The 26,325-nt window shown below is 55.8% G+C and carries 24 protein-coding genes; 7 read left to right on the forward strand and 17 right to left on the reverse strand.

Going from position 1 to position 26,325, the window contains the following annotated elements:
- Positions 1–140: 140 nt before the first annotated feature.
- From VVD49_RS01595 to VVD49_RS01675, 17 genes are all read right to left on the reverse strand, one after another.
- Positions 141–1,364, reverse strand: a complete 1,224-nt coding sequence (locus VVD49_RS01595) for a glycosyltransferase family 4 protein (RefSeq protein WP_327597373.1) — start codon at positions 1,362–1,364, stop codon at positions 141–143.
- 38 nt (positions 1,365–1,402) lie between these two features.
- Complete coding sequence (locus VVD49_RS01600; protein WP_327597374.1) at positions 1,403–2,344, reverse strand: glycosyltransferase family 2 protein; 942 nt, start codon at positions 2,342–2,344, stop codon at positions 1,403–1,405.
- Between the two features lie 10 nt (positions 2,345–2,354).
- On the reverse strand, positions 2,355–3,551 hold the full coding sequence (locus tag VVD49_RS01605; protein ID WP_327597375.1) for an MATE family efflux transporter: 1,197 nt from the start codon (positions 3,549–3,551) through the stop codon (positions 2,355–2,357).
- A 405-nt stretch (positions 3,552–3,956) separates the two neighbouring features.
- The gene (locus tag VVD49_RS01610) at positions 3,957–6,272 is read right to left on the reverse strand and encodes a hypothetical protein (RefSeq protein ID WP_327597376.1); all 2,316 of its coding nucleotides are present in this window, start codon (positions 6,270–6,272) and stop codon (positions 3,957–3,959) included.
- 265 nt (positions 6,273–6,537) lie between these two features.
- Complete coding sequence (locus VVD49_RS01615; RefSeq protein ID WP_327597377.1) at positions 6,538–7,662, reverse strand: acyltransferase family protein; 1,125 nt, start codon at positions 7,660–7,662, stop codon at positions 6,538–6,540.
- Between the two features lie 100 nt (positions 7,663–7,762).
- Positions 7,763–9,460: a GH39 family glycosyl hydrolase gene (locus VVD49_RS01620; protein ID WP_327597378.1), complete on the reverse strand. Its 1,698-nt coding sequence runs from the start codon at positions 9,458–9,460 to the stop codon at positions 7,763–7,765.
- The gene (locus VVD49_RS01625) at positions 9,457–10,590 is read right to left on the reverse strand and encodes a hypothetical protein (RefSeq protein ID WP_327597379.1); all 1,134 of its coding nucleotides are present in this window, start codon (positions 10,588–10,590) and stop codon (positions 9,457–9,459) included. The genes VVD49_RS01620 and VVD49_RS01625 overlap by 4 nt, the downstream gene beginning before the upstream one ends.
- 74 nt (positions 10,591–10,664) lie before the next feature.
- Positions 10,665–11,651, reverse strand: a complete 987-nt coding sequence (locus tag VVD49_RS01630) for a GDP-L-fucose synthase family protein (protein WP_327597380.1) — start codon at positions 11,649–11,651, stop codon at positions 10,665–10,667.
- Between the two features lie 11 nt (positions 11,652–11,662).
- Positions 11,663–12,781, reverse strand: coding sequence for a GDP-mannose 4,6-dehydratase (gmd, locus tag VVD49_RS01635; RefSeq protein ID WP_327597381.1), 1,119 nt, complete (start codon positions 12,779–12,781; stop codon positions 11,663–11,665).
- A gap of 31 nt (positions 12,782–12,812) precedes the next feature.
- Positions 12,813–13,520 (reverse strand): exosortase-associated protein EpsI, B-type, encoded by a 708-nt coding sequence (gene epsI, locus VVD49_RS01640; RefSeq protein ID WP_327597382.1) that lies wholly within the window; start codon positions 13,518–13,520, stop codon positions 12,813–12,815.
- Entirely contained in the window at positions 13,517–14,416 is a 900-nt protein-coding gene (gene xrtB, locus VVD49_RS01645) for an exosortase B (protein ID WP_327597383.1), read from the reverse strand. The genes epsI and xrtB overlap by 4 nt, the downstream gene beginning before the upstream one ends.
- 104 nt (positions 14,417–14,520) lie before the next feature.
- The gene (gene epsG / locus VVD49_RS01650; RefSeq protein WP_327597384.1) at positions 14,521–15,381 is read right to left on the reverse strand and encodes a chain length determinant protein tyrosine kinase EpsG; all 861 of its coding nucleotides are present in this window, start codon (positions 15,379–15,381) and stop codon (positions 14,521–14,523) included.
- 13 nt (positions 15,382–15,394) lie between these two features.
- The gene (gene epsF, locus VVD49_RS01655) at positions 15,395–16,780 is read right to left on the reverse strand and encodes a chain length determinant protein EpsF (RefSeq protein ID WP_327597385.1); all 1,386 of its coding nucleotides are present in this window, start codon (positions 16,778–16,780) and stop codon (positions 15,395–15,397) included.
- A gap of 40 nt (positions 16,781–16,820) precedes the next feature.
- Complete coding sequence (epsE, locus tag VVD49_RS01660; RefSeq protein WP_327597386.1) at positions 16,821–17,615, reverse strand: polysaccharide export protein EpsE; 795 nt, start codon at positions 17,613–17,615, stop codon at positions 16,821–16,823.
- Between the two features lie 89 nt (positions 17,616–17,704).
- On the reverse strand, positions 17,705–18,640 hold the full coding sequence (locus tag VVD49_RS01665) for an EpsD family peptidyl-prolyl cis-trans isomerase (protein ID WP_327597387.1): 936 nt from the start codon (positions 18,638–18,640) through the stop codon (positions 17,705–17,707).
- 557 nt (positions 18,641–19,197) lie between these two features.
- On the reverse strand, positions 19,198–19,875 hold the full coding sequence (locus tag VVD49_RS01670) for a PEP-CTERM sorting domain-containing protein (RefSeq protein WP_327597388.1): 678 nt from the start codon (positions 19,873–19,875) through the stop codon (positions 19,198–19,200).
- A gap of 134 nt (positions 19,876–20,009) precedes the next feature.
- Complete coding sequence (locus VVD49_RS01675) at positions 20,010–21,242, reverse strand: hypothetical protein (protein WP_327597389.1); 1,233 nt, start codon at positions 21,240–21,242, stop codon at positions 20,010–20,012.
- A 372-nt stretch (positions 21,243–21,614) separates the two neighbouring features.
- On the opposite strand from VVD49_RS01675, the gene VVD49_RS01680 reads away from it, so the two are divergent.
- From VVD49_RS01680 to VVD49_RS01710, 7 genes are all read left to right on the forward strand, one after another.
- Complete coding sequence (locus VVD49_RS01680) at positions 21,615–23,012, forward strand: undecaprenyl-phosphate glucose phosphotransferase (protein ID WP_327597390.1); 1,398 nt, start codon at positions 21,615–21,617, stop codon at positions 23,010–23,012.
- A gap of 14 nt (positions 23,013–23,026) precedes the next feature.
- The gene (locus VVD49_RS01685) at positions 23,027–23,650 is read left to right on the forward strand and encodes a lytic transglycosylase domain-containing protein (RefSeq protein ID WP_327597391.1); all 624 of its coding nucleotides are present in this window, start codon (positions 23,027–23,029) and stop codon (positions 23,648–23,650) included.
- Between the two features lie 431 nt (positions 23,651–24,081).
- Entirely contained in the window at positions 24,082–24,411 is a 330-nt protein-coding gene (locus VVD49_RS01690; RefSeq protein ID WP_327597392.1) for a glycine zipper domain-containing protein, read from the forward strand.
- A gap of 8 nt (positions 24,412–24,419) precedes the next feature.
- Positions 24,420–24,869: a hypothetical protein gene (locus VVD49_RS01695; protein WP_327597393.1), complete on the forward strand. Its 450-nt coding sequence runs from the start codon at positions 24,420–24,422 to the stop codon at positions 24,867–24,869.
- Positions 24,866–25,324, forward strand: a complete 459-nt coding sequence (locus tag VVD49_RS01700; protein ID WP_327597394.1) for a hypothetical protein — start codon at positions 24,866–24,868, stop codon at positions 25,322–25,324. Before VVD49_RS01695 ends, VVD49_RS01700 begins: the two co-directional genes overlap by 4 nt.
- 241 nt (positions 25,325–25,565) lie before the next feature.
- Entirely contained in the window at positions 25,566–25,724 is a 159-nt protein-coding gene (locus VVD49_RS01705) for a DUF3309 family protein (protein ID WP_327597395.1), read from the forward strand.
- 54 nt (positions 25,725–25,778) lie between these two features.
- Positions 25,779–26,318: a ferritin-like domain-containing protein gene (locus VVD49_RS01710; protein ID WP_327597396.1), complete on the forward strand. Its 540-nt coding sequence runs from the start codon at positions 25,779–25,781 to the stop codon at positions 26,316–26,318.
- The last annotated feature ends 7 nt before the right edge of the window (positions 26,319–26,325 follow it).

Consider the following 26,325-nt stretch of genomic DNA (forward strand, 5'->3'; position numbering starts at 1 on the left):
GCTCAATCGCTCCCTTGTATTTTCCATCTCGTGCTCCTGCGCGCTACGCTCTCTTGCGGCACTCCCGCACCGCTTGCGAATTGCAGTCTCATGCGCACAGAGGCCATGCATCTCTACTTGCGACATCGTTGACGACGGCTTTACCGCTGCACACGGGCTCTTTTGGAATTGGCAGCGGGTACGGCCAGCCTGCTTGAGGCTCCTGCGTAAAATGCTCGCCAACGCGACTGGAATGCCTCTTGGGAGTATTGAGCAACCGAATTTGAGGCCGCGCCGGCCATCTCACCAAACCGTGGCTGATCATTCAGAATTCGGAGCAATCCGTCGCGCACGGCTTCTACATTACGTTCCGCGACCCAACCATTGACACCGTCGACAACAAACTCTTCGGCCCCATAAAGACGTGCGCTAACCAATACAGGCAAGCCAGCCGCGGCCGCTTGCAGGATCGCAAGGGAGAAGATCTCATAGGCGGAGGGAAAGGCAAAAGCATCGGATAGCCACAGGTATGGGCACACATCTGATTGCATACCGACGAATATCAGCTGACCAGCCAGCCCAAAAGACTCTGCGAACGCTTGGTATTCCGAGATCTCGGAACCCTGCCCGCCAATTACAACGAACTTAACTGATTGCTGGACTTCGCTCGTCACCCCGCCAAGGGCTTCTATTAACAGCCCCAAACCCTTACGTTCGAAATCTCCAAGCGCCATGAAAGACAAAACGATGTCGTCCTCCGCAATGCCCAGCGCTCGACGGGCTGTGTGGCGATCAAAGTCAGGGGGCCTTGCAAAACGCTCCAGATCGACAGGATTGGAAATGCATACGAATCGCGACGCGATATCCGGATACTCTCCCGTCATTTCACGCTGAAGGCCATGAGATGGAACCACGATTATCTCTGCCCGACTTACGGCGCGCGCCTCGAACCAGGCACTCCATCGGTGTGTCACCCAACGAGCCCAACGGCGAGGACCTGTCACCGTTGACGCCGCCCACGCCCCCTTCAAATAAGCCGCATGACAAAAATGTGCGTAAACCACGTCAGCGCCTGGCAGCTGCCCCTGAGTAGCCTGAATGCGATCAGCTACGCCCCCTGACAAACGCCACAAGAGGAAACGTAACGGGGCATTTATATGGAACGCCAAATAGCGCAGTACATTTGGCCTCGCTGGCAATGGCACGCGAATCCACGTAACACCGGGCTCTCCAGCAACGTCACACACATCGGAAAAGACAACGACATCAAACATGTCTGTCAGTCCTTTCACCTCGGCCAGCACACAGCTCCCCGCAGGTGTATTGCGTCCAACGGCCATTTCAATGACGGCCAGTCGCGGCTTGGCCCGCACCAGATCTTTCATACCCTCTCCATCGACAATCTACGATCCGCGGCCACTCACTATCCCCGTGCTTTGTTACGACGAATCCACGCCAGCATCTGCTTGCGCGTTACGGAAGGTAGACCTAACAATCCAATGCATATGACATCCTTGGAACGAAGCTTTGAGAGCCGGACGGCCTGCCGCAACTCTCCAAGACAACGTATGCGCTCGTTCAGTTCAAGAAACATCATTGCCCGTATCCGGTACCAGTCCGCAGTAAAAAGCCGCAGACTCGCTGCGTGTTTCACACAAGACTCTTGAAGAGACTTTAGCGACAAACCCACATAATCAGGCACTTGTGGACGGCGAATCACCTCATCACGGATGTGAGCACTTACCGGAGGTGCTACATACGAGGCGGTGGCCTTACCCGAATACGCGACCGTGCCGATACACGCCAACCGGGCCCACGTAATAATGTCTTCACCTGCTTTGACGCCAACGGGAAACCCATCTATTTGCGCGAAATACCGCCTATTTATGGCCACTGCTGAGCTATGAACAGGATGTTCCACTTCGAGAACATCGGCGAAATAGTCGCTCATGAGATAGCCGCCTTCGCCTTCATGACGCAAACGAATCTTTCGCGATGCGCCCGACTCACTGACCACGTAATACGCAGTTGCGTACATAGCCGAACCGGGAAATCGGTCAATCAACCCGACGAGATTCTCGATGTGGGCAGGATCCCAGTAGTCGTCTGCATCGAGGAACGCAATCCATTCTGAGCGCGCCTCTGTAACGCCACGATTGCGTGCAGCGGACACCCCCGCATTTGTCTGCGCCACCAGCCGGATTCGAGGATCATGAAAAGCGGTGACGATGTTTGCGCCCTCGTCATGCGAGCCATCATCCACGACGACAAGCTCCCAGTCCTTCACCGTTTGATTGCGCACCGACTCAACTGCGCGCCCAATGCTATCCGCCTTGTTGTATAGCGGAATCACTACAGAAATCATTGCCGGCCCCTTACAGCCTTACACGCTTGAGTAATGAGCGCAGTGACATGGAACACAACAGTCCCTGCAGTACACCGGCCAGCAATACCCCCACTGCCACGAATACCAATCCTCGATGAATAAAGATTGCGGTGATTGCCAGTTGCGCCGCGAAAGCCATCAACGAATAGACGAACCACATAGATTGCGCGTCCAGGCACACCAGCAAGCGCTCGAAGACATTATTGGCGGCAGCCACCGTTGCAGCAGCCGCATTTACACATAACAACAGGCCCAAATCAGAATCTGCGAGACCGTACGCTTTCGCAATCAGGCCAGAAACAAGGGTCAGCACCAAAGCCATGATCGCGGTGACCCGAACGTTCTTGAGAATCTGTCGCCATATGGTCTCGCGCACTTCCGCAGGGCGTCCCGAAGCTACGCTGTCCGTCAGTGCTTTTAGCGTCAGCCCTCCCCAACTCGTCGCCGGCATCAACAGCAAGGTAGACCATTGCGTCGCCACAGCCACCACACCAACGCCGGTAAGGCCGTGACCTTGTTGCACCAGATAGATTGTGCAGAGCCAATTGACCGCCGCATTTACCCCCGTTGCACCAACACTCGGACACGCGCGCCAAAGGCGTCGAAGCGCCTCCGGCAGCGGGGCCTCGAGCTTCTTCACCAGCGGCAAGCCTCCTGCCTCGTTCCACCCCGATCCGCGAAAGATCCCGCCCCACAACAAGAAGCCCGGCACTATTGCGACAATCGCCGCAACCATCAACGCCCCATGAACCCCGCCGAGCCACACTGCAGGCAGCACCAGGACGCCCGTGCTCACTGCAACAGCCGCTGTAACACGAGCTGCGGTGAGAAAGCGCCCTGCCCCCTGATAAAAACCCTGGACTATCCCGGCAATAACCTGTCCTGAGGCAACACAGCACCCCGCTACCAACATGAGCCCCCAAGTAACTCGCGAACCGCCTCCGATCACATCCCACTGAAGCCATGCAAAAAGCATGCAGGCCAGCAGAGACAGTATCGTGCCAAGCAATAGATGTCCCTTGGCATGGGCACGAAACTGACTTAGCCCCTCCCTGTGGGCATGAGCAGCCGTCAAAGTCGCATTGTTGGCCAAAACCTGTGAAACCGGGGATGTCACCGCTGCAGCCGTATTAAGCACCGCCGTGTACGCGCCAAGCCAATGAGCGCCAGCAAGTCGCGCAAGCATGAAGCTCGTGGCAAACCCCACGCCTCGAGCGCAAAGCATGGAAAACAACATCCAGAACCGTGGCTTCTGGAGATTTGCTATGACCCAGTCCCGCACCGATCTTGCCCTTGAAACACACGATCATAGACCGGCAACATGACTGTTCATTTACTGCACGCCCAGAGGGCTACATAGCAAATGTCGTCCTTGCCGTGATGAGAAAGCCCGCGCTCAACGAGAACGGGCTTAGTTGAGCGTTATTTTCGCACGCTCGCGTGTGCGGGCCAGGAACAAATCGACAAGGGCCGCAAGAAACAACACAGGAGTCTTGCTGGCCCCTTCCTCCTCACGAGCAATCGCGATTTGAACTGCGCAAGAAAACCCGCTTCCCAGCAGGCGCAATACGTTTTCTCCAAAGACCTGCTGCTATTTCAAATACATCACCGGTCTCGAGGTAGCTGTCACTGTCGCCCCCGTAACAGCGGCCCCGCGAGTTCCATCGATGTATTCCACGGCAGAGGGAGTGAATGGCAAATTAACTGTTGCGGCCGCAAGACGATGCCAGACCAACCAACCTCTGCCGACTACCGACACCATGCAAATACCTTCCGGCAAGCAGTAGGCAGTCTCGATCTGCCCATTCGCCAACCAACGGGCGGCTGCAGAGTAGGCTTTACCTACGGGCGTGACCGTTGTCCAGTCAGACGCCAACAAGGCCGTCTGCGGCGCAAGACCTTCCATCACGTAGTAGTTGAAGTTGGAAACGCCGGCGGCGGCCATGGAGGCAAAGCCCCGGACAAGAAGCTCCGCAATCCTGTCCATCGGCATTGCTGCTTGGCAAGGCTTCGATGACACATTGCAATCAGGCGCACCTTCGGTGTTCCAGATCGGAAGCTGGCTGATGCCGTGGGCCTCCATGATCTGCCGCACACCCGCCGCTTGAGCCGCCACCTTCTCCGGTTGATCATCAAAATAGAAATGAAAGGAGACAGCATCTATAAAATCCTTGGCCCCTCCGCTGAGATAGCGGTCCAGCGCCGCCAAGTCCATGTTAGCGGCGACAACAACGTTCGCTGGATCCGCTGACTTCAACTCCTGATATGCAATATGGGTCATGACTGCCATCTGTTCAGGCGTTCCATTCCAGAAACCGAAATAATTCGCCTCGTTCCAGACCTCCCAGTACTTGATGCGACCTTTGTAGTGAATAGCCATCTGGCGAACAAATGATCGCCAGCTAGCCATATCTCTAGGTGGTGAAGAGGAGCCCGGACCATATTCTCCCGGACTATTGGGATCCGTCGCCAACCATTGAGGCACACCGGAAAAAGTGAAAAGAACCGATGCTGCAGGATCATTCCTCTGCACGTAGGCCAGATACATGTCTAGCCGCTTTATCGCCGCATTGTTCGTAAAATCAACAGCATTGCTGTCCGGTTGGATATCTCTCCATAGCGTGCCAGTGTCATGCATACGAACGACCCTCTGGTTCAGAGCTGGCCATGCTGCGTGGGTTCCCAGTCGATTGACGTGCATGCCAAAGAGCAGCGGTGAAACCTTCTCGCCAAGGCTCGGCATCAAGGGATTCACCAGCACCTCTCCTACCTGAAAATCATCTATCCCGATCTGCTGCCCGGCTTGATCTAAACTTACCCGCACCGATCCCGACGTATTCGCCAGATAGGCCCCCTCAACGAAAACCTCCTGCCAGCCGCCATTTCCTTCCAGCAATTTACTGGCGTAGACCGTGTACGGAAACGCGTCCTGCCGGAAGAAAATCACAGCCCGGACGCCATTGTTAAGCAGCGCTTTCATTCGGGCGCGATAAACCTTCCCTTGAACGAAAGGCGCCGCATAGTAGAGCTCCGCATTGCCCCCGGAGCCTTTGGATTGCACTGCAAATAGTTGTGCACCGGCGCCGACGGCGGTGCCTGATGACATCCGGCTGGCAGTTGCCTGCGCGCCAAACCAGGAGTTCACAGCCCATCCTGTCGCCACGGACGAAAAAGGCGCTTCAAAATCACTTGCGCCTATCACGTCCAGCACAGGCTTCGGCATCTCCCGCAACTGAAAACTATCAATCGCAATTTGCTGATTGGGCTGGCTAAGTTGTATGCGGAACGCACCCGAATCATTGGTCCCGAAAACACCTTCAAGCACGACTGAAGCCCAGCCACCTGTACCGACGATGCTTGTCGTCGCGAAATTCACGAAAGGGGCGTTGTTCTGACGAATTGCGAGAATGGCACTGGCACCCGCATCAAGCTTGACGCGTAGATTGGCACGATAGGTTTTACCCGCAGCCGGATTGAATCGATACACAAGGTGCGCATCGCCGCCAGAACCCTTCGAAATCAGCTTGAACCCCTGCGCACCACTTCCACTGGCGCCAGGAGATACACGCGAAACGGAGAACTGTGCCCCTCCCCAGCTATTGACGTCCCAGCCTTGCGCACAGCTCAAGAACGCCGCCTCGAAATCACTGGTTCCTAGCGTCACCGTCTCACCAGCCAATGGAGAGGATGCGCTTAGTGTCATGACACCCGATGCCTGCGTCGCCTGCGTTGTACGGGACGAAGAAGACGATGACACCAGTGCAGCCGCCTGCAGCCGGGATTGGGCTGTGATCGACGAGTCAGAAGGAAGCCCGCCACCAGCGCCCCCGCCGCAACCGCCGACAAGAACACTCAGGGGAAATAGAGAAAATACGGAAATACAAGTCAAGCGCAGCAGGTGATTCACGTGGTATCCAAACGGGAGGCAGAAGCGAAATACTGTTGTCTCACCATCTTGTCGCTCAGAACAAAACGGAGCGGACCTTATCGTGAGAAGTACTCGCAACTTCACGGATCAACCAGTACGCATCTGTAGCGCTTCGGCACCGACGGCTCTTCTCTCAGACCAACGGACCTGATTTCTCGAATGCCCAGATCTTTGCCGTCCCTTGATATCTCCTCGTCACAAATGGTGCTCTTATCAAGCACGAGCCGCGCTATCAGGTAGAAAATTAGCGAATTTTCTTTATTAAACACCCTTGAAAATACAGGAACCACCCATTTAAAAACCATGCACTGACGAGCGACATCAGCATCACACACATAAAAACAACTATTGAAATTCCAATGGAATAGACAAATTGATCAAAAAAATAGTAACAATAAAAACTATGAACCAACCATATCCAAATAGCCTCACGACCGAGGCCCTCAAAGATCTTGCGCACAAACAGCCCAACCCCACGCTCCCACAGGCGGGACTTACAAAAGACAGGCACGCACACCAAGAGAACAATCGAGTCTACGAGAGAAGGTGGGATTCCCCAATTCTCAAACTTTCGGGCAAACCCCATTCTCGCAAAGGGATAAATAGCAACCAAGAAAATCGAGAGAGCCCACTCTCCGGGCAAAAATCGCACTCGCTCACGAATCCCTTCTTGAGCACACCTGCAACACACAATTCCAGTCAAAACAGGAAATATCCATGCACTCAATCTGACTAACGGCCAAAAATCAACGCGCGAAGAAATAGAAAAAACCGAAAGGCTGACAATAAATAGAAAAATTACTTTAAGAAGGGATGTTGCGCCTGGCGCAAGCACCCTCAACAAGACAGGCATTGTGAGCAAACACATTAGATACAGCCCGACAAACCACCACTCAGAGTTGTAACGTTCTGAAAACCCTAGCAACGTCAGCACAAAATCCTCTGTATTCCAGACGAATCTTGTCGAACCCAAAAATTCTTTGGCATAATTCGAGCCCCCCCCCCAATGCCGATGAAGCCATATGCCCAATGGGACATATAGAGCCACCACAAGCCAAAATCTAGAGAGAAATGCAATGAAACGACTGGCCCATTTTCTGTATCCATCTGCATTCCTGGCTCTTGCGGCGAAACCATAGCCTGTAACAAACAGAAAAACAGAAACGCTTACCGCTGCGGCCTTGGCGCAGACACTTTCAAGCGACAGGCCATGAACGAAAACCGGAAACACAGAGATCTCTCTAAAAAAATCCGGCCACCGTTCAGGAAAGGCTAAAACATGATGAAAAACGACAGCGCAGACAGCCACCCCTTTTAGAAGAGCAGAATCGTCAGTAGACAAAGGTCTAAATAAGAAATTTCTCAGCATGCGAATGGCTTTGAAAACAACAAAGCGCCTCTGGGAGGTTCCTGGGGTCCGAATTTCAGGTGGCGCAGGAAAGAAACGACTTAAGAATTCTTCCCGACAGTCAGGGCACCCAACTATCGTCAAATCTGAATTCGCTGCCGAAGAACAGAGTCGGTTCCGTACCAACTGCGATGCTCTCGCCTGACACGGCTTTGTCTGCTCTGATCAGTAAGGTTTGATAGCGATCAGCGCCCGGGATAGCCGTGACGCTCAGCAAGCCGGAATCTTTCTCTGTCCAGGCAACATATGCCTTGGTCCCATCGCGTTCGATCTGGATAAGACTCATGCCCGCAACAGGGTCAGGTAGATAAGAGAGGGTCGCGCCATTGATCCAGCGTCGCACGCGTGCAAGAGCAACGCCGGTGGAAGTCGACGTCAAGAAGTCTGACGTAACCAGCGGCACAAAACCGGACCCTTCCCATGTGTAGTAGTTGAAATTGGAGACGCCCAGCGCAGCGCTGCCTATCAGCCCTTGCGCAAGTGTGGTCTCGGCACTCAAACCTCCCTGCGTAGCTGCGCTGGTCGCAGATATTCCGGACTCGGTGTTCCAGAGCGGCGGCAACATGCCATAAGCATTCGCAGTCTCTTGAACATTGCGCAAACTTGACAAGGCGCGCTCGGGATCCCGCTCGAGGTAGGCATGGACGCTGAGCGCGTCGACGTATCGAGCTCCTCCGGCTACGAGAAATTCGTTCAGAAAGCGTAGTCCGTTGCTGGTGACATTGGGGCCAATGACAACAAGAGTCGGGTCAATCGCCTTTATCTCTTCGTAGGCTGCCCGTACTAGATCAAACATCCTCTGTGGCGAGCCATCCCATTGAGTCCATATGTCCGCTTCGTTCCACACTTCCCAATATCGAATATCTTTGGCATACCTCGTCACCACTGATCGGACGTAGTCTCGCCAATCATTGAGGTCTGACGGTGCAGTGCAGCTGCCTGGCCCATAAGATGAGTCGTTGCAACGCTTCGAATGAATTGACCCCGCCCATACCGGCGTCATTGCAAGAGTAAAGAGGACATTGCCCTGCGGATTGTTTTTCTTGATGTGCTGCACGTATAGATCGAGCCGCCGACCATGCACACTCGACCAGTCGATTGGTCGTTTGGTCGGCTGAAGATCTGCCCAGGTAGTTCCCGAATCCCACAATCGAACGATGCCGGGATTGAAGCTGGGCCAACCACGATGCGTTCCCAGCTGATTGAGATGCACGCCGAACAAGCGTGGAGTCACCTTCATCGGTCGAATCGGGACGCCCACAGCGTGCATACCCATTGGCTCGATTTGTGCTGGCCCTATGCAGACTGCTGCGCCAAGCTGCCTGCTGGCAATTCTTACTGATCCAACTGTCAAACCCGTTGAAATGCCATGCAGCTGCACACGGGTCCATGTAGCTCCCAACGAGACAGTACGAACAGCCCAGGTTTCATAGGGGGCAGCATCGCTCCGATAGAACAAGTCCACCGTGGGCGATCCCTTCGCCGCTTTGAGCCAAACCGAAAACTGGTACGCCTTTCCGGCTTGCAGAGCCCCAGGCAAGGTGATTTCGATATCCCCTCCGCCTCTGCTGACGACTTCAAAACTCAGCCCACTTTCATCCTTGTACTGACACGCTGGAAAGCGAGACAGCGCCGCCTGGGGGGCTGGCAAGCCCCACGCATTCGGACGCCAGTCGGCAGCGCCGTAGTAAGCAGCATGAGCGCTGCAGCACAACGCGAGCATCACTACTACAGCGATGCGCGTTATGACGGCGCTCATCTAGTAAGACTTGCGAGCGCGACGCTATGGTCGTCGGCCAACGACTGAGGGGACTCCATTGCAAATTCCTTCCCCGCATCCTCAAGACTCCGAACGCCAACAGCAAAGACGAGTAAGAGAAAGTAATAGATCAATGTGTTGTCAGTCAGGAACAATACGTTCATGAATAGAAAAGCGATTCGCGTCGAATATCTACGCGATGAATACATGAGCCAGATGAATATGGCATAGAACAACACGCCGTACTCGTAGAATATCTTGAGCAAATCACTGTGAAGATTTGCCTTCCCGCCATACTCATTGGCTCCCATTGTTGCCAACCCGTATGTCGAACCAGGCCCTTGACCAAACGCGATGAACTGTTCCGGATGGTGGAAGAATTCGTTCGCTGGCAGTGACAATAAACCACGCCTGCCGACGCCGATCTGATTGGCACTTTCGCCTGTCAGCGCCAGAATTGCAGAATCCAGATATCCAGCTCCATACAGCAAGACAAAAGCAAGCAGCCCGAGATTGGCAATCACCATGAAGGCCGGATTGAGAATCCGACGACCGTTTTTCTCTCCGACCCACCACATCACGAAGCAGACCATTGCTCCCAGCACCGCAATCCGCTTCAGACACACAACAGCCAGAACCAGACATAGAAAAGCAAGCCACTTGCGCCCTTCCATCAATGCGAAAACAGCCACCATACCGAATACAAATCCGAAATTTGATTCGAAAGGCGATATCGACTTGATGATGTCAAATTGCAGGGAGCCGCGGAAATTACCAAAGAGAGGAAAGTAGATCAGCGCCGCAATCAGAGAGCACACGAAGAGCGTACGCGCGCGCACGACAGGAACCTGGCACAGGAGCGCAATCGAAATGCCAGAGAAGGTCAGAAAAAGATCTTTCATGCCTTCTGTATTGGCCAGCGGAGAGAGGACCAATCCCGCCAGTACAAATGCAAGGAATGGTTTGGCTTCGTCTCCCAAACGGGCTTCGCGGTCACCCAGTGTTGCGATCAGAACAAGAAGCGGGACAGCGAAGAAAAGATAACGGAAAGGCGGAAACGCCACGCACAGCATCGATAGCGCGATTGACACCCAGAACACCGTATTTCGTATCAAGACATCGCCAAGCACAGACAATTTCCTCTTCGCAAACTCATTCGGCGTACGAACAAGCGCATGCCTGTCTCGTGCCAACTCGTGATGTACTAAGACACGTATTCGGCAAGAAAGTCGCGGTATGCGAGTGCAAGTCCATCGCGCAATGGCATTGATGCATGCCACCCAATTGAATCCAGGCGCGTTACGTCCATCAGCTTGCGTGGGGTACCGTCAGGCTTGCTTGTATCGAAATCGATTCGGCCTGCGTAGCCCGTCACATCTCGTACCAGTTCGGCAAGTTGTCGAATCGACAGATCTTCACCTACACCTACATTAATCAACGGCGCGAGGCCTTGTTCCGACGACTCATCACCTGCTGGCGCCAGAATCTTGTCGTACAGGTCATCGGACAGACTCATCAAGCGTACGCAGGCATCTGCCATGTCTTCGCTATACATGAACTCGCGGAGCGGTGTACCGCTCCCCCACACGGTAACGCTTGCATCACCACGCTCTTTCGCCTCATGAAATTTTCGGAGTAGCGCGGGAATGACATGCGAGTTCTGCGGATGGTAGTTATCGCCCGGTCCGTAGAGATTAGTAGGCATGGCCGCAAGATACTTCGTGCCGTACTGGCGGTTGTAGCTCCAGCACATCTCGATACCGGCAATCTTGGCAAGTGCATAAGGACGATTCGTAGGCTCAAGCGGCCCAGTGAGCAGATGCTCTTCCTTCATCGGCTGCGGGGCGAGCTTGGGGTAGATACAGCTTGAGCCAAGGAACAGCAGGCGGATTACGCCATGTCTCCATGCGCTGTGAATGACATTCGTCTGAATAGCGAGGTTGTCACGGATGAATTCCGCCGGATAGGAATTGTTGGCAACGATTCCTCCGACTTTTGCAGCTGCAAGGAAAACGTATTCTGGTTTGTGCTGAGCAAAAAAATCATCAGTCGCACCGGCATCCGTGAGGTCCAGCTCTGAATGCGTGCGCTTGAGGATGTTGGCGTAAGCATTCACCTCAAGCCGACGAACAATGGCCGAGCCGACCAAGCCTCGATGCCCAGCAACATATATGGCGGATTGCTTTTGCATGATATCGCGGGCTACTCGTGATAGTCGTAAGCCTGAAAGCCGGCCCGCTTGACCAGTTCATCGCGCTGCGCCGAGGCGTAATCGGCGACAACCATCTCTTTCACCAGCTCCTGCAGCGTCGTCGTGGGCACCCAGCCAAGCTTCTCCTTAGCCTTGGTCGGATCACCCAACAGGGTTTCGACTTCGGTAGGGCGAAAGTAGCGTGGATCCACCTTGACGATCACGTCGCCAACCTTGCAGCGGGCTTTGTCGCCAGCAACGCTCTGAACGACGCCAATTTCCCGCTCCCCCTCTCCTTCGAAGCTGATGGTGATGCCGAGCTCTGCCGCAGCGAATTCCACGAACTGACGTACGCTGTACTGAACACCGGTGGCTATTACAAAGTCCTCGGGCTTGTCCTGTTGCAGCATTAGCCATTGCATTTCGACATAGTCACGGGCATGCCCCCAATCACGCAGAGCACTCATGTTGCCCAGGTAGAGGCAATCCTGCAGGCCTAGTGCAATGCGAGCCACGGCTCGCGTAATCTTACGGGTGACGAAAGTTTCGCCACGCAGAGGGCTTTCGTGGTTGAAGAGGACGCCGTTGCATGCATACATGCCATAGGCTTCGCGGTAGTTAACCGTAATCCAGTAAGCGTAGAGCTTAGCCACGGCATAAGGGCTTCTAGGGTAAAAGGGCGTGGTTTCCTTTTGAGGGATTTCCTGGACGAGGCCGTAAAGCTCAGAAGTGCTGGCTTGATAGAAGCGGGTTTTCTGCTCAAGACCAAGGATGCGGATGGCCTCAAGAATGCGCAAGGCGCCTACGCCATCGGCGTTAGCGGTGTATTCGGGCTCTTCGAAACTGACGGCAACATGCGACTGCGCAGCGAGGTTGTAGATCTCGTCAGGCTGGACCTTCTGAATAACACGCGTCAGGTTGGTCGAGTCGGTCAAGTCGCCGTAGTGGAGAATGAAGTTGCGGCCATCCACATGGGGGTCTTGGTACAAGTGGTCAATACGATCCGTGTTGAACAGGGAGCTACGGCGCTTGATGCCGTGAACGACATATCCTTTCTTGAGCAGGAACTCTGCGAGATAGGAGCCATCTTGTCCGGTAACACCGGTAATGAGTGCGACTTTCTGGGTCATGAGTTTTGGTCTCGATCAATATGACAGGGAACTAGTTGCTCAGACCAGCCAGCCGCAAGCGTGCGGCCTGGGGAATAGCTTGCAACATTTCGTATATGAACTGCTCGTGCAGGACAAAAGCCGCAGCAGAATCGCGGTCAATTGAAGAAACCCTAAACAACAAACCGTCAGCAATGTAGCCCTTGGCGGCATATTCCATTTCTTGGATTTTCTTGTCGAGCTCGTTCTTTACCGCATGATCTCCAATGGTTGTCCAGTAGCTAACGGGCTCGTAACGGCGCTCCCCCATAGCGGTCTCCAGTCGTCGCACTGGAATGTCGCCAAATGGGGTTTGCAACGGACTGGCTTTGCTGGAGAGCAATCGAAAGCCTTGGGCGGGATAGCAAATTTCAGGTTTATGAACCTGCAATGCGTCAGTTTGAGTCGTCCCGTACGCGACAGAAAGCATGATGCGCTGCCCACGCGCATTCACATAGACGCGGCTAAGGACATCAGCATAAACAATATCAAGCATCTCTTGGGCTTGTGGGTTGACGACTGCTCCGCCACTAAACTCGTCTAGCGTCCAGGAGCCGAATCGCTTGGGCACCAGATCCGCCATTCTGACCTTGGGCCGCGTTTCAGAAAGACGGAGAGTAGGCTTTAGTGTAGTGCTGACGACGCTAGCGCTTGCCATGCAAGCAAACATGACTATCGACTTGATAACGAGACGCCGTTGTGATGCAAACTCTTCGGTCATTCGGCACCCTCTCTAACGGTCGGATGCGTTTGATGACGCCCGACGAGAATACGTAAAAGAGAATCGACGCCGATAATGAGGATCAACGCAGCCAGAAACAGAACCATTCCTGCGAAACCATGCAGGAACCCCTGACCCGCATCGTCACCAAAGTGATAGGTAATCAGCGTCAGTACCATCACGCGTATGACATTCGCCGTAAAACTGATCGGCACGATCAGAATTGCAAGCAAGACATTGCGTGCAAGCGATTCATGGCGAACAAGATTCAGGTAGAGCAGACCCAGCGCTTCGAGCGTAAATAGCGTATGCAAACCTGCGCATGCATCGGCTACCAGAAGTTGATATTGCCCGATCTGGAGGATGACTCCGCTCCGGGCGATGGGGTAGCCCACTGCAAACAACACTTGCTCCGCGACATATGAGACCGCCATCTTCATCGGTTGCGTTGCTGCATCCACGATCTCGGGCGGCAACGGCACCATGAACATCATGAAGAAAAATGCAAACCATCCGGCCTTGACCGCATCCCTGCCTCGAAAGATCAACAAGATGGCTATCAAAATCCAGATCAGCGAGCCCACTTCCAGCAGAAGGATGTCTTGCGACCGGCCGAGTATGTAGAAACATAGCCCCAAAACGAAAACGATCGGCCCTGCAACTCGCATGGGGGACACAGGTGCGGCCATGATCTCTGGCCATTTTCGGTGCAACAACCAAATAGCAATACCCAGAACAATCGGTCCGTGCGCTTGTTGCTCTGTGCTCCAGACCTCTCGAAAGAGGAAGTTGAAGCTCGGTACATACATGGCCCCCAACCCCGCCAACACAATCAACCACGGAAGCAGCCGCTGCACATTGATATTCCAAGGGGGTTTTGATGCAATGGAAAGCATGTCTTTAGCCAGGGGCGTCAAACGAAAGCGCGTACGGTTGAGGGCCAATGCCAAATGACGTCTTGTAGTCCATGGCTTGGCACCAATCTTTCGCGGGGGAGCAATTAGTGATCGGTCATCGCGGTGCCAACAATCACAGCGCCGCATTGCCCGAGTGAATCAGAAACAGCCCTCAATTTCGAAGCGCGTGTAATATTTTTCTGCGCAAGCATCAAAGCTCCGCCAGTGCGTGCCGCAATTGATTGCGCATCCGGGTAAGTCGTTGCAGACGGCGTGTCCAGCAGGATTACGTCATACTCGGATGCAAGACCCCACAGCAGATCCGCAAACACTTGACGCGACAAGAGCTCGCTTGGATTGGGAGGCAAGCCCCCCGACGTCATGACGGAAAGATCCCGAAGTTGTGGAACCTTCTGTATACATTCATTCCCTGCGCGCCCAACCAAAACAGCAGAGAGACCCGTTGTGTTCTCAAGGCTAAACAGACTGTGCTGCTTGGGACTGCGCAGATCCGCATCGATCAAAAGCGTACGCTCACCCAGTTGGCTAAAAACCACGGCCAGATTCGCGGCAAGCCATGAACGCCCTTCCCCCACCTCAGGGCTCACTATCGACAGTGATTTCCTTTCAGGCGCTCGGTCAAACCATCGAATCATGAGCTGCGTACGCAGCGCTTTGAGTGCCTCAACTTGCGGGCTAAATGGGTTGTATGCAGCGATGACCTCCTCTGCAACGGAGCTGTCACCTCGAACGAGATAGCTGTAATCAAACTGACGGGACAACGCAAACTTCACGTCTGCGTCCGTCAATATTCCGAGCTGAATGGCTGCATCGCCAAAGCGTAGATTTTGCTCTCGTTGAAGGCGCAGAATGCGTTCCGCATCATCCGGGCGCAGCCGTCCTGCATCGATCAAGATTGCGCCGATTGAGCTCTGCGCTGAAGTGAGGATTCTTGGTGCGTTCATGAACCGACCTCTGTCAAGCGGGACGGCGGAAAAATCCGCCGAAGAATTTTCTTGATGGCTGCGGCCTACGCGGAACATTCGTCAGTATCGGAACCGACAGCAATCGTGTTAGCTCTGAAGGGCTGCGAACACGTTGATCTCTCAGCTCCGCAAAAAGTGCAGCAATCACTGCAAAGAAAGCCCCAATAACAATAGCCAGCAAAGTGTTAAGCCATATTTTTGGACTGGATGGATCAGCAGGTTCCGTGGCTGCGTTGAGAACCACAATGTTGGTTTGTTGTGTCTGACTCTCGAGACTCGACTGCGTCAGACGTTGTGAGGTAGTGTCATAAGCCCGCTGAGCGGCCAGCACGTCGTTTTGCAGGACCGTGAGTTGGTCGCGCTGATTCTTCAGCAGCAGCAACTTCTTCCGTTGCGCATCAAGCGCTGCCCGCAGTTCGGCCTCACGTTGCAAGTTAACTTGATTGCTGGTGCCAAGTGACGTCACGACGCGTGCACTTTCCTGTGCTATGCGGTCTTTGAGGGCAGCAATATCCGCTTCGCTTCGCTGGTAATCCGGGTGATTTTTGCCAAGGCGCCGCACAATCTCATCACGCTGCGACTCCATTCGTGAAAGATCTGCCTTGAGATTTGCGATCAATGGGTTTTGCAGCACCTCAGGAGACATCGCATTTTTGTTGCCCGCCTGCTGCTGACGTGAAGCGCTGTCCATGCGCTGCGATTGAGCAGCAACTAGCTGAGTAGATAACTCCTGAAGACGGGCGCTTTCAACGTCGAGGCGTTCGTCAGCCGCTGTAATTCCGTTTTCTCTCTGGAAGTCGGAGAGCTGCTTCTGTGCGGCCTCAACGTCCGCACGCATGACTTTGAGCCGCTCGGTAAAGAACGTGGCGTACTGCTTTGCGGGCTCAACATTGATATCGAGATTTGTATCGATATACGCTTGGGTAAAAGCGTTTGCCAAGGCCGCCGCAGCCTTTGCATCGGGCCATTTGAAGTTGATGTTGATAACGTTGCTTTCCCGGGAAGGCTTGATTTCCAGCTTTTTGTTCAACAACTCACCCAGCCACGATTCAAACGAACCCTTCCCCTTGGTAGCCTCTTCCCACTGGGTCCGGAAAGCCGGTACCTGATCAAGCTTTAACGTCTTGACGACACGCTGCGCAACACGATCACTATTGATAATGTCAACTTGGGTTGCCATGTAGCTGGGCAGCACCTGCAATTGGACGCCACTTATCGGATCCATGCCTTTCGTGTTGATCACCACCGAAGCTTCGGCCGTATATTGCTTTGGCAGGATCAGGCTAATGGTTACAACGACGCCGACCACAGCAAGGGCAATCGTCGCAACAAGACGCCAACGCGCTTGCAGTACGAGAAGTAATTGATGGAAGCTCATGACGCGATATCCGGTGAATGCACTCGATTGAAACCGCCTGTTAGAACAGACTTTCCTTGACCAGGACAATGTCGTCCGGTTGCAACACATCAGCGAGCGTTGGCTTAATGACCTGAACCTTGCCGTTCGGGTCTCGGCGGTGGACTTCAAGACCACGCAGCGTGCCGCGCAAAGTCATGCCGCCGCCACTGGCCAAGGCTTGCATCACGCTCATGTCACGCTCAAGGCGGAATGATCCGGGCCGCTGGACTTCGCCATAGATATAGAAAACAGGGGAGCGATCGACAAAGATGGTGTCGCCGCCTTGCAGAGGGATGTCGAGGGAAGCATCACCCTTGCGCAGCATTCCGGTGACATCAACCTCTTTCTTGAATTGCTTGCCATCACGCACGCCGCTAACGACAACCGTGTCACCGCCGGTTTGTGCAATACCACCCGCCGTGGCCATCATGTCGGAGAGACGCAGGTTAGCCGTCTCCAGCGGATAGCGACCGGGCCGATTGAACTGTCCGAGCACGGCCACTTGGCTGCCGCGAATCTGTGTCAGCAACAAGGTGACCTGTGGTTTCAGGACAAAGCCGCCATCGCGCAAGGCTTTTGCAATTGCGCCTTCTGCGCCCGCCTGCGTCTTGCCGCCCACCGCTACGCTGCCCAGCAACGGAAAACTGATGCTGCCGCTTTCCGAGACGCGCGCTTCGGTAGTCAGGTCAGGGTTCTGGAATACGCTGACGCGGATCACGTCACCAGGGCCGAGCACATAGTCAGTGGGTGTCTCAACGGCAAAAACATTCGCCATGCCAAACAGCAGCATCACGGCAGCAATAAAACGCTTCATTTCATCTTGTCCCGATTGCAGTTCTTCGACGCTTGTTCTGATGCTGTAGGCAGCCAGCGCGCCGTACGCACGCCGCCGATGCAGCTTGCTTACTTGATGCCCGTTGCGATGCCTTTTTCCAGATCGGCAGCCACAGCGCTGCCAGTTGCGGCCGGCGCTGCAGAAGCTGGTGCAGCAACGGGTGCAGAAGCTGCCACTGGCGGCTTGTAGCCACCTACGTATTCCAGCTTGGCTTCGTCACGCAGATGCTTGACTTCCTTCTGCAAACGCTCGTTCTTGCGCATGCTGACGAAATACTGCTGGATTGCTGGTGTGGCACGAGCCTGATCGACTGGCTCGGACTTTGACTGCACCAGCTGAATCAACTCGACACCACCATTGCCAGTCAAGAGTACGACCTGACCGTCTTTCAACTGACTCAGGCGCGGCAATAGCTGCATGGGCATTTGTTCGGCGGGCTTGGTCGCGCCATCGGCCACGGCCCGGAGATTCTGCTCTTTGGTCCAGGCAACGATTTCTTCAAGGGACTTGTTCTTAGCCAGCATGTCCTGGACTACGGGAATCTTGTCCGCAGGCATCTGGATGCCGAGGGCACGATAGCTGTAGATGCGACGATTGGAGAACAACTCGGGATGCGCCGCGTAGTAATCCTTCACTTCAGTCTCGCTCGGCTTGGGCACGTCTTGCACCAGGCCCTCGAGGTAGGCGCGCTGCAGGATTTCGCGCTTGGCCGCTTCGAGCTGCTGCAGCACTTCCGGCGAGCGATCAAGCTTCTTCTCGGTGGCCTTCTGCACCGCCAGCTCTTGATCGATCAGGCGCTCCAGCGCTTGCCCGCGAGCGGCTTCTTGCTGCTCCGGCTTGACGTTTGCCCGCTGCAGCACGAAGTTGATCTGATGAACTGAAATCTCGCTGTTATTGACCTTTGCAGCAACTTGCGTGGCAGCTTTTTCACTCTTCGCGCCACACGCAGAGAGCAAGGTAATGAGCAATAAACCAGGCACAGCACCGCGAAGCAGGACGTTCATTGAAACCTCGAAATTTGTGGGAAATTGCAGTCATCGCCAGAAGACTGCATTCAGGCGCAAGAGCGTAACGGCCGGATGTTACACCGCTACGACGTAACAAACGGTGTCACATTTCACGGCACTGAAGCCGCGCCGAGCCCGGTAACAAGGGTGTTTTTTTGTAAAACACGCTGAAAATATTTGAATCGCTACACCTGCAGGTCGCAGGAAGCGACGCTACGCCTTGGCATGTAAAAACGGTCGACACTATTCTTGGTTTTGTTCTTCCAGCAAGAACCACCAGCTTCGCCTTTGTCCCTTTGAGATCGGTCACTTGATCTTCTATTTTCTTAAAAGTCCCGAAAAAGCAATGAATTAGCCCCGGCGCGTATCTTTCCAGTGTGAACAAACGAGGGCGGACGTACTACACGGCAGAGCGTTCCTGTGTAAAAAAATGGAATCAACACCGCCGCACAGGCCAGGTAACCGCCCCTCGGCAAGCCCTGGAGCCCTTTGCGCGAGGCTGCTGCAAACAAAAAAGGCGCCATCGGCGCCTTTTTCGAGAAACAGCGAGGCAATCAGGCTGAGCGCCGACGCTTGAAGAGACCGCCCATCAAGCCCAAGCCAACCAGCAGCATGGAGTACTGGCTGGCCTCCGGCACAGCGCTGACAACGGTGGTCAGCGACAGATACTTCTGCTCGATGAACGCCAGACCACCAGCGCCACCGGCATTGGCCGCCAACAGACTCTGCAGGGTGTAGTGAACTTCCGTCGCGCCTGCGGCAAAGCTTTGCGCCGACGTGGCTTCCCAGCTTGTAACCACAGGCAGATCATGCACGCTGAGCACCGAAGACTCAGCGCCCGAAATCAGGGAGCTCACTTCGGTGCCTGGCGTGCGGAAGTCAAAGGTACTGGTTTGACCTGCAGCGAATACGGTGCCACCGCCGCCGAACTTCAGATAATTTCCATGCTCGACGAGATTGACGCTGCTGAGGGTGAAGCCACTGTCAGCCACCAGCGTCAAGCCGATGGTGGCGTTCGTGAATGCCCAGTTAGCGCTGGACGACAGCGCCGAAAAGGTCGTCGGCGTAAAGATCAGCGAGTCGCCAAGAAGCGTCGGCGTGCCGAACAGGCCCAGCAAGGCGTCGTCGTAGATGACGTCAAAAGTGGCGCCATCCAGGCGCACCTGCGCAGCTTGCGCGGCCGGAAGGGCGAGCGCAAAGAGAGAAACAAGAATAGTTATGGTTTTTTTCATGGTAGCTACGATGCTCAGATGCGTTTGCGACCCGGAGCTCTAAGCGAACTTCATGCCACCGCTCGTCCAGACCATTCAGCCATTCGCGAGCCAGGGGTGATCAACACGCCTGACTGATGCAGGGAATCCCTGCCTCAGAACGCGTACTGCAAGGTAAGGGAGTACACCCGGTCTTCGTAACCGAGATAGCTCGGGTCCGCATGCCGCGTTTCTGTTCGTGCATTGGCTTGCACAGTCAGCGCTTGTGTCGGCACATAGGTTGCCCCCAGCGAAACGTAGTGCGTGCGGTCGTGAACGGTAATCCTCGAGCCTGGCGAGCCGGGATCGATCACCGTGGTATTCGGGAATTCGCGCTTGCGGTAATCAAAGATGGTGTCGAACTTGACCTTCGCCAGTGGCGTCCAGCTCCAGCTGGCAGTGCCGCCGCGCGCCACGGCATCCTGATCCGTCCCGAAATTGATGGTGGATATCTCCCGGAAGAGGCGGAAGTTTAGCGTCGACGCGCCGGTTGGACGCCAGCGATAGTTGGCATGGCCTACGACTTGGTGAAAGTCACCTACGCCCTGGCTGGCGCTGCCGCTCTTTGCCCGCTGCTCCACGAGGGCCACCCGCAACTCAAAGGCTGACGCAGTATTGCCGCCCCAGCTACCAAACGCCCCCAGCTCATTCTGACGATAACCGCCACCGTAGACGTATTCTCGTTCTGACAGCCGGTACTGAGCTTCCAGTACGTTGGCCGTATACGGCCGATAGCCCAGATTGAGCCATACATTGCGGGTGGTGCCGTCGCCACCCTTCTTGATGTCTGCTGAATTGCGGTCTTTGTTTTGCGAAACCTCTGGCCGGAACAGCCAGTCCGTCGCGATGCGTTGCGACAATCTGGCCCCCAGCGTATCGCTCGTCACGAGATTGGTGAGTGCCAATTGCAGGTCGGCAAAGTCGCTATGCGTGACCGTATGGCGGTAATAGGCATCCCAGTTATTCTCAGCCCCATACACGCCGCTCCAGCCGACACGCGAGTTCTCCGAGGTGTAATTGAGGCGGGTGAACTCCTGGAAAACCACGTAAGTCTGCGACAACTCGCCGTACAGGTTGTGACGGCCGAGTTGCTTGCTGGCCGTCAGCGCGGCGGTAGTCGAAGAAATGAAATCGTCCCGCCGATCCGAATTGAGGGCGCGCCGATTATCCGTTTCGGAAGCCACCCGCATGGGGTTGGTGTCGTACTGCAGAGTCTCAGCAAGGGTCAGCCCGAAGACATTCCCGTCACGCGCCGTCGCCAGACCACTGTAGGCAAGCAATGCTACGGTGGGCGACAGAGAGAGCCACATGCGCCAGAACAGGCGGGGACTGCGTGCTATTATTTTCATCGTCTGCATTATGCCAAGGCTTTGTTAACGCTGGCTTACTGCCAGAAGTCCGATCATTTTCAAGGCAAATCGGGTCAAGGCCGGATTTAAGAAAACCCTCATGAAAGCGGATTAGACTGGCAATCAATGATTCTTCGGGGGAAGAATTGCAGGGCGCCGTGATCGGTAACACGCTAAGCATTGTCCGCTTGGCGTAGCCTTCAACCGATCAGACTTTCGTACTTGGCCGCCACGCTGCCTCACCGGATATTAGGCTCGCCCGCCAGCTAAAGGCGAAGCAGCTCTCGTTCTACCATCAGCAGGTGCATCGAGCACAGGCTACAAAGAGCCAAGCGCTGTAGCAACATCAACTCATACGTATCTGTAACAGCCATGCTTGCAGCCCTGGATCGCTCACGACATCGCAGCCTTGCACGAGCGCACTTCACCTTGTCACACGCGGTCGAAGCTTTCATCGACCCGATTACCATCGTCCTGTGCCTGTTTGCCACGACGCTGTTTTATGGTGAAAACATTGACGCGCCCTATGTCGTGCTGTCATTGATCGTGTTCTCTCTGTCCTTCCCCGGCACGCTGCAATTGTCGGAGGGACGTCGTCGCATGATGCGCAAGACGGTGATGAACTGGGCGTTGATTGCCAGCATCCTGCTGGCGTTCGGCTATGCCAGCGGCTACGAGCGCTTCTTCCCTGACAAGATCCTGTTTGGCTGGATCGGCGCCACTTTCTTTGTACTGCTGGCGACGCACGAGATTGCGCTGCAGGTTCTGCCGCGCGTACTCGCCAACGGCAATCACAACACGGCAGTGATCGTCGGCGGCAACGACATCGGCACGATGCTGGCGCGCCAGTTTCTCGACAACCAGTATCTGGGCATACGCCTGCTGGGTTTCTTTGACGACCGCAGCCGCTCCCGCCTGTCCAACCTGGGCGACACCACCATTCTCGGCAACCTGTCGCAGCTGTCGGCCTATGTCAAACAGCATCACGTCGAGCACATCTATCTGGCGCTGCCGATGGCGACGCAACCACGCATCCTCAATCTGCTCGAGGAGCTCAAGGACACGACGGCCTCGATCTTCTTTGTGCCGGACATCTTCGTGACGGACCTGATCCAGGGCCGCATGGACAACATTAACGGCATGCCGGTCGTGGCCGTCTGCGAAACGCCATTTACCGGTTTCAACGGCATGCTCAAGCGCCTCACGGACATCGTGCTGAGCCTCGTCATCATCGTGCTGATTTCGCCGTTGTTGCTGATCTGCGCGATCGGCGTGAAACTTTCTTCGCCGGGAGCGATCATTTTCAGACAGCGTCGCTATGGTCTGGATGGCAAGGAAATCGTGGTCTACAAATTCCGCTCGATGACGGTCAGCGAAGATGGTGCAGTCGTAACCCAGGCTACGCGCAACGATCAGCGCGTAACGCGCTTTGGCGCCTTTATGCGCAAAACCTCGCTGGACGAGCTGCCGCAATTCTTCAACTCGCTTGGCGGCAGCATGAGCATCGTCGGTCCGCGTCCGCATGCGGTGTCGCACAACGAAACCTATCGCAAGCTCATCAAGGGCTACATGGTGCGCCACAAGGTGAAGCCGGGCATCACCGGCTGGGCTCAGGTATGCGGCTACCGCGGCGAAACGGAAACCATCGACAAGATGGAGAAGCGCATCGAACACGATCTGGAATACCTGCGCTCCTGGTCGATCACGCTCGATCTCTGGATCATCATCAAGACGCTACTGGTGGTCTTCACCGACCGTCGCGCTTACTGATGCCGGCCGTGTCGATGCGCCGTACGCTCCTGCGCGCTGCATTTGCGCTGGTGCTCTTCGCTGACGTGCAGACGGCGTCAGCCGACATCTACACTTTCATCGATGACAACGGCGTACCGAATTTCTCGGATCGCAAGACCGACCCCCGTGCCACGCTTTTCTGGCGCGACCCGAACGGCCCCAAAGGCATTTCGATGGACTGGCGCCCCGATGTTTTGCGCAGACCGCCCGCTGCCATGCGGCCTGACATTGATGCCATCGCCTCGGTGTATGGGCTCGAGCCCGCCCTGCTCGCTGCACTGATCTCGGTCGAGAGCCGCTACAACCCGCGTGCACGCTCACCCAAGGGCGCAATGGGCCTGACGCAGTTGATGCCCGCTACGGCGCAGCGCTACGGCGTCAAGAACGCCTACGACGTGAAGCAGAATCTGCACGGTGGCGCCCGCTACCTCAGCGACCTGCTCGTCATGTTCAACAACGACGTGCATCTGGCGCTGGCCGCCTTCAATGCCGGCGAAGGAGCCGTGATGAAGTACGGCCGCAAGATCCCGCCCTACGCCGAGACCCAGCGCTATGTGCCGCAGGTGTTGGCGCAGCTAAATCTGCTGCGCAAGCACGCTCGCACCCACCTGAACTGATTCACCTTGCTGCGGCTGCATGCCGCAACGTATTGCGCAGCGGACGGCGCGCTTACTCACACCGCATCCCCGCCCGGCGATTGCAAACCGCAACAGCCTTTTCCGCTTGTCGCTACAACCGCCGTGTACAAAGCGCGCGTCCCTTATGCGGTGTAGTCACGCCCCCGCCTCTCTCGTCCGCTACAGCCCGAGCGTCCTCATCTATAGCAGAACGCGCCCCGCGTACCCCGCCATCCGCAACGCCCGACACCGCCAGGGCCATGCCTGTGCGCAGCCATTTCGCGCGAGCGTTAGTCCCGGGAGCGCAAGTTGCTGCATGTCGGTACGGGGACATGAATACCCGACCGGTGACAGCGCGGAATACGACCTGCGCCGGAAAGCGGGGTCACTTTCGATCTCGTTTCATCACTAGATACTCAAGGAGAAGAACCATGGAAGCTATTGGAAAATTCGACGGATCGAACAGCATCAACAGCGGCGCGAACAGCGTGCATAACAGCATCAACAAGGCAGCGGACGCAGCGCGCCCCGCCGTGGATCGCATCGCCGACGGAGCTCATCAGGCGGTTGACCGTCTGGCCAGCGTGGCCGCCAGTGCAGCCGATACGCTGAGCGTACGTGGCGCACAGATCCGCGATGCACAGGTCAAGCTGACCGGCTCGGCACGCAGCTACGTCAGCGCACATCCGCTGACAACGGTTGGCATTGCAGTAGGCGTAGGCTTCTTGCTCAGCCGTCTGCTGAGCAGCAGCTCGCGCTGAGTCTCTGCGTGATGGGAGCAGAACTCTCCCCGGATGAGCTTGCCGCGCTGCATGCGCATGACAAGCCATCCGGCGACGCACCCGGCGTCTTCGACAATGTGAGGTCGCTGGGGACTTCGCTGCGCGGCTTGGCGCACGACCATCTGCGCATCATCGCTCTCGAGACGCGCCTCGCGGGCCAGAGCCTGGTGAACATGATCGCTGCCAGCGTCGTGCTCGCCGTGCTGCTGGTCAGCGCTTGGCTGATGCTGGTTGCAATCGGCGTCATGCTGATGGTCAGCGGCGGCATCGGCATCGTCTTCGCGATGCTGATGGCAATCGCCGTCAACCTCGGCATTGCCTACGTGCTCTATCAGGTGATCATCGAGACCAGCAGGAATCTCGGCTTCCCGGCAACGCTGAGAAGCCTCGGAGGCGGTGACAGCAACGAATCGCCAGCCGGCAAGGGGTCGCCATGATATTCGGAATGAATGGTCAGGACGCTTCGCTGCTGCGTCAGCTGGAAGCGGCAGAGTCGCAGCTCACACAACGCCAGCGACAGCTTCATGAAGACATCCAGGCGGTAGATGCGTCCGTTCGCGAACGCCTCACTTCGCCGGACGTCTTGCTGTGGGGCGCTGGCAGCGGTTTCATTCTCGGCGAGCTGACACGCAAACGCCGGCCAGAGCCTGCGGAACGCCAGCAGCATGCTGCACGGCAAGCGCTCGAAGAAGAGGTGGAATCCCCCGGCATCCTGCAGTTGCTGCTGCACTATCTTGCGATTGCACGGCCGATCATTTCCAGCGTACATGCCTTGCTCGGGCCCTACATCCAGGGCCTGCAAATAGACGCTGCAGCGAGGGCGCAACAGGCAGCAATGGAGGCCGCCAATGGACCTCCCGAACCTGCTCGCGCGACACAACAAACGGCCTGATATGCAGGCCGTTTTTTATTGCAGCCTCGCTCGTCGCGCGGCTCTCTTCACGGAATATCCGTGCTGTCAGGCCTCTCACAGCGGGAGCGATATTTGCTGAACTCCTGCTGTAGTACGTAGAAGAGCACTCATTACAAATGCTTTTTACATATCTCGAACCATGACCGGCGATGCGCTTTTCGCGCGCCGCCTGTAGCCCGACGACGGAATCTCACGACGGGCACGCACCGGAGGAAGTGACATGACCTTAGGAACAATCTTGCTGATCGTATTGCTGCTGATGCTAGTGGGTGCCGTACCGGCCTGGCCACATAGCCGCTCCTGGGGCTACGGCCCATCGGGTGGACTGGGCCTCGTCCTGCTCGTCATCCTTGTCCTCGTATTGATGGGACAGATCTGATCACAGCACTTGGGGCGAAGCGCTTCTGCCTCGCCCCCAACAGGAGTTGACACAATGCTGACCGAAACCAAACCCCGTGAAATTGAAACCTTACGCCAGCAAGCCCGCGAGCATATCGACGAGGGCGCGGTAACTGCCGGATATGCCGCCAATCGCGATGCGGTGGTGAGTCGCCTCAACGAAGCGCTGGCCACTGAACTGGTATGTGTCCTGCGCTATCGCCGCCATCACTTCATGGCCAAAGGCATCCACTCGAAGAGCGTTGCCGCAGAGTTCATGGAGCATGCGCTGCAGGAACAAGGGCACGCCGACGAGATTGCTGCCCGCATCGTGCAACTCGGCGGTGAGCCACAGTTCAACCCGGACAAGCTGAGCTCCCTCAGCCACGCCGACTATGTCGAGTGCAGTGGCCTCGGCGAGATGATCAAGGAAAACCTGGTCGCCGAGCGGATTGCCATCGACAGCTACCGCAACCTGATCCAATACGTCGGCGAAAATGACCCGACGACGCGTCGCATGCTGGAAGGCATTCTGGCAACCGAAGAGGAGCACGCGGAAGACATGTCGGACCTGCTTGAATCGGTGAAGGACTGACGCCGCA

The organism is Uliginosibacterium silvisoli (genome assembly GCF_036017035.1).
Lineage (GTDB): Bacteria > Pseudomonadota > Gammaproteobacteria > Burkholderiales > Rhodocyclaceae > Viridibacterium > Viridibacterium silvisoli.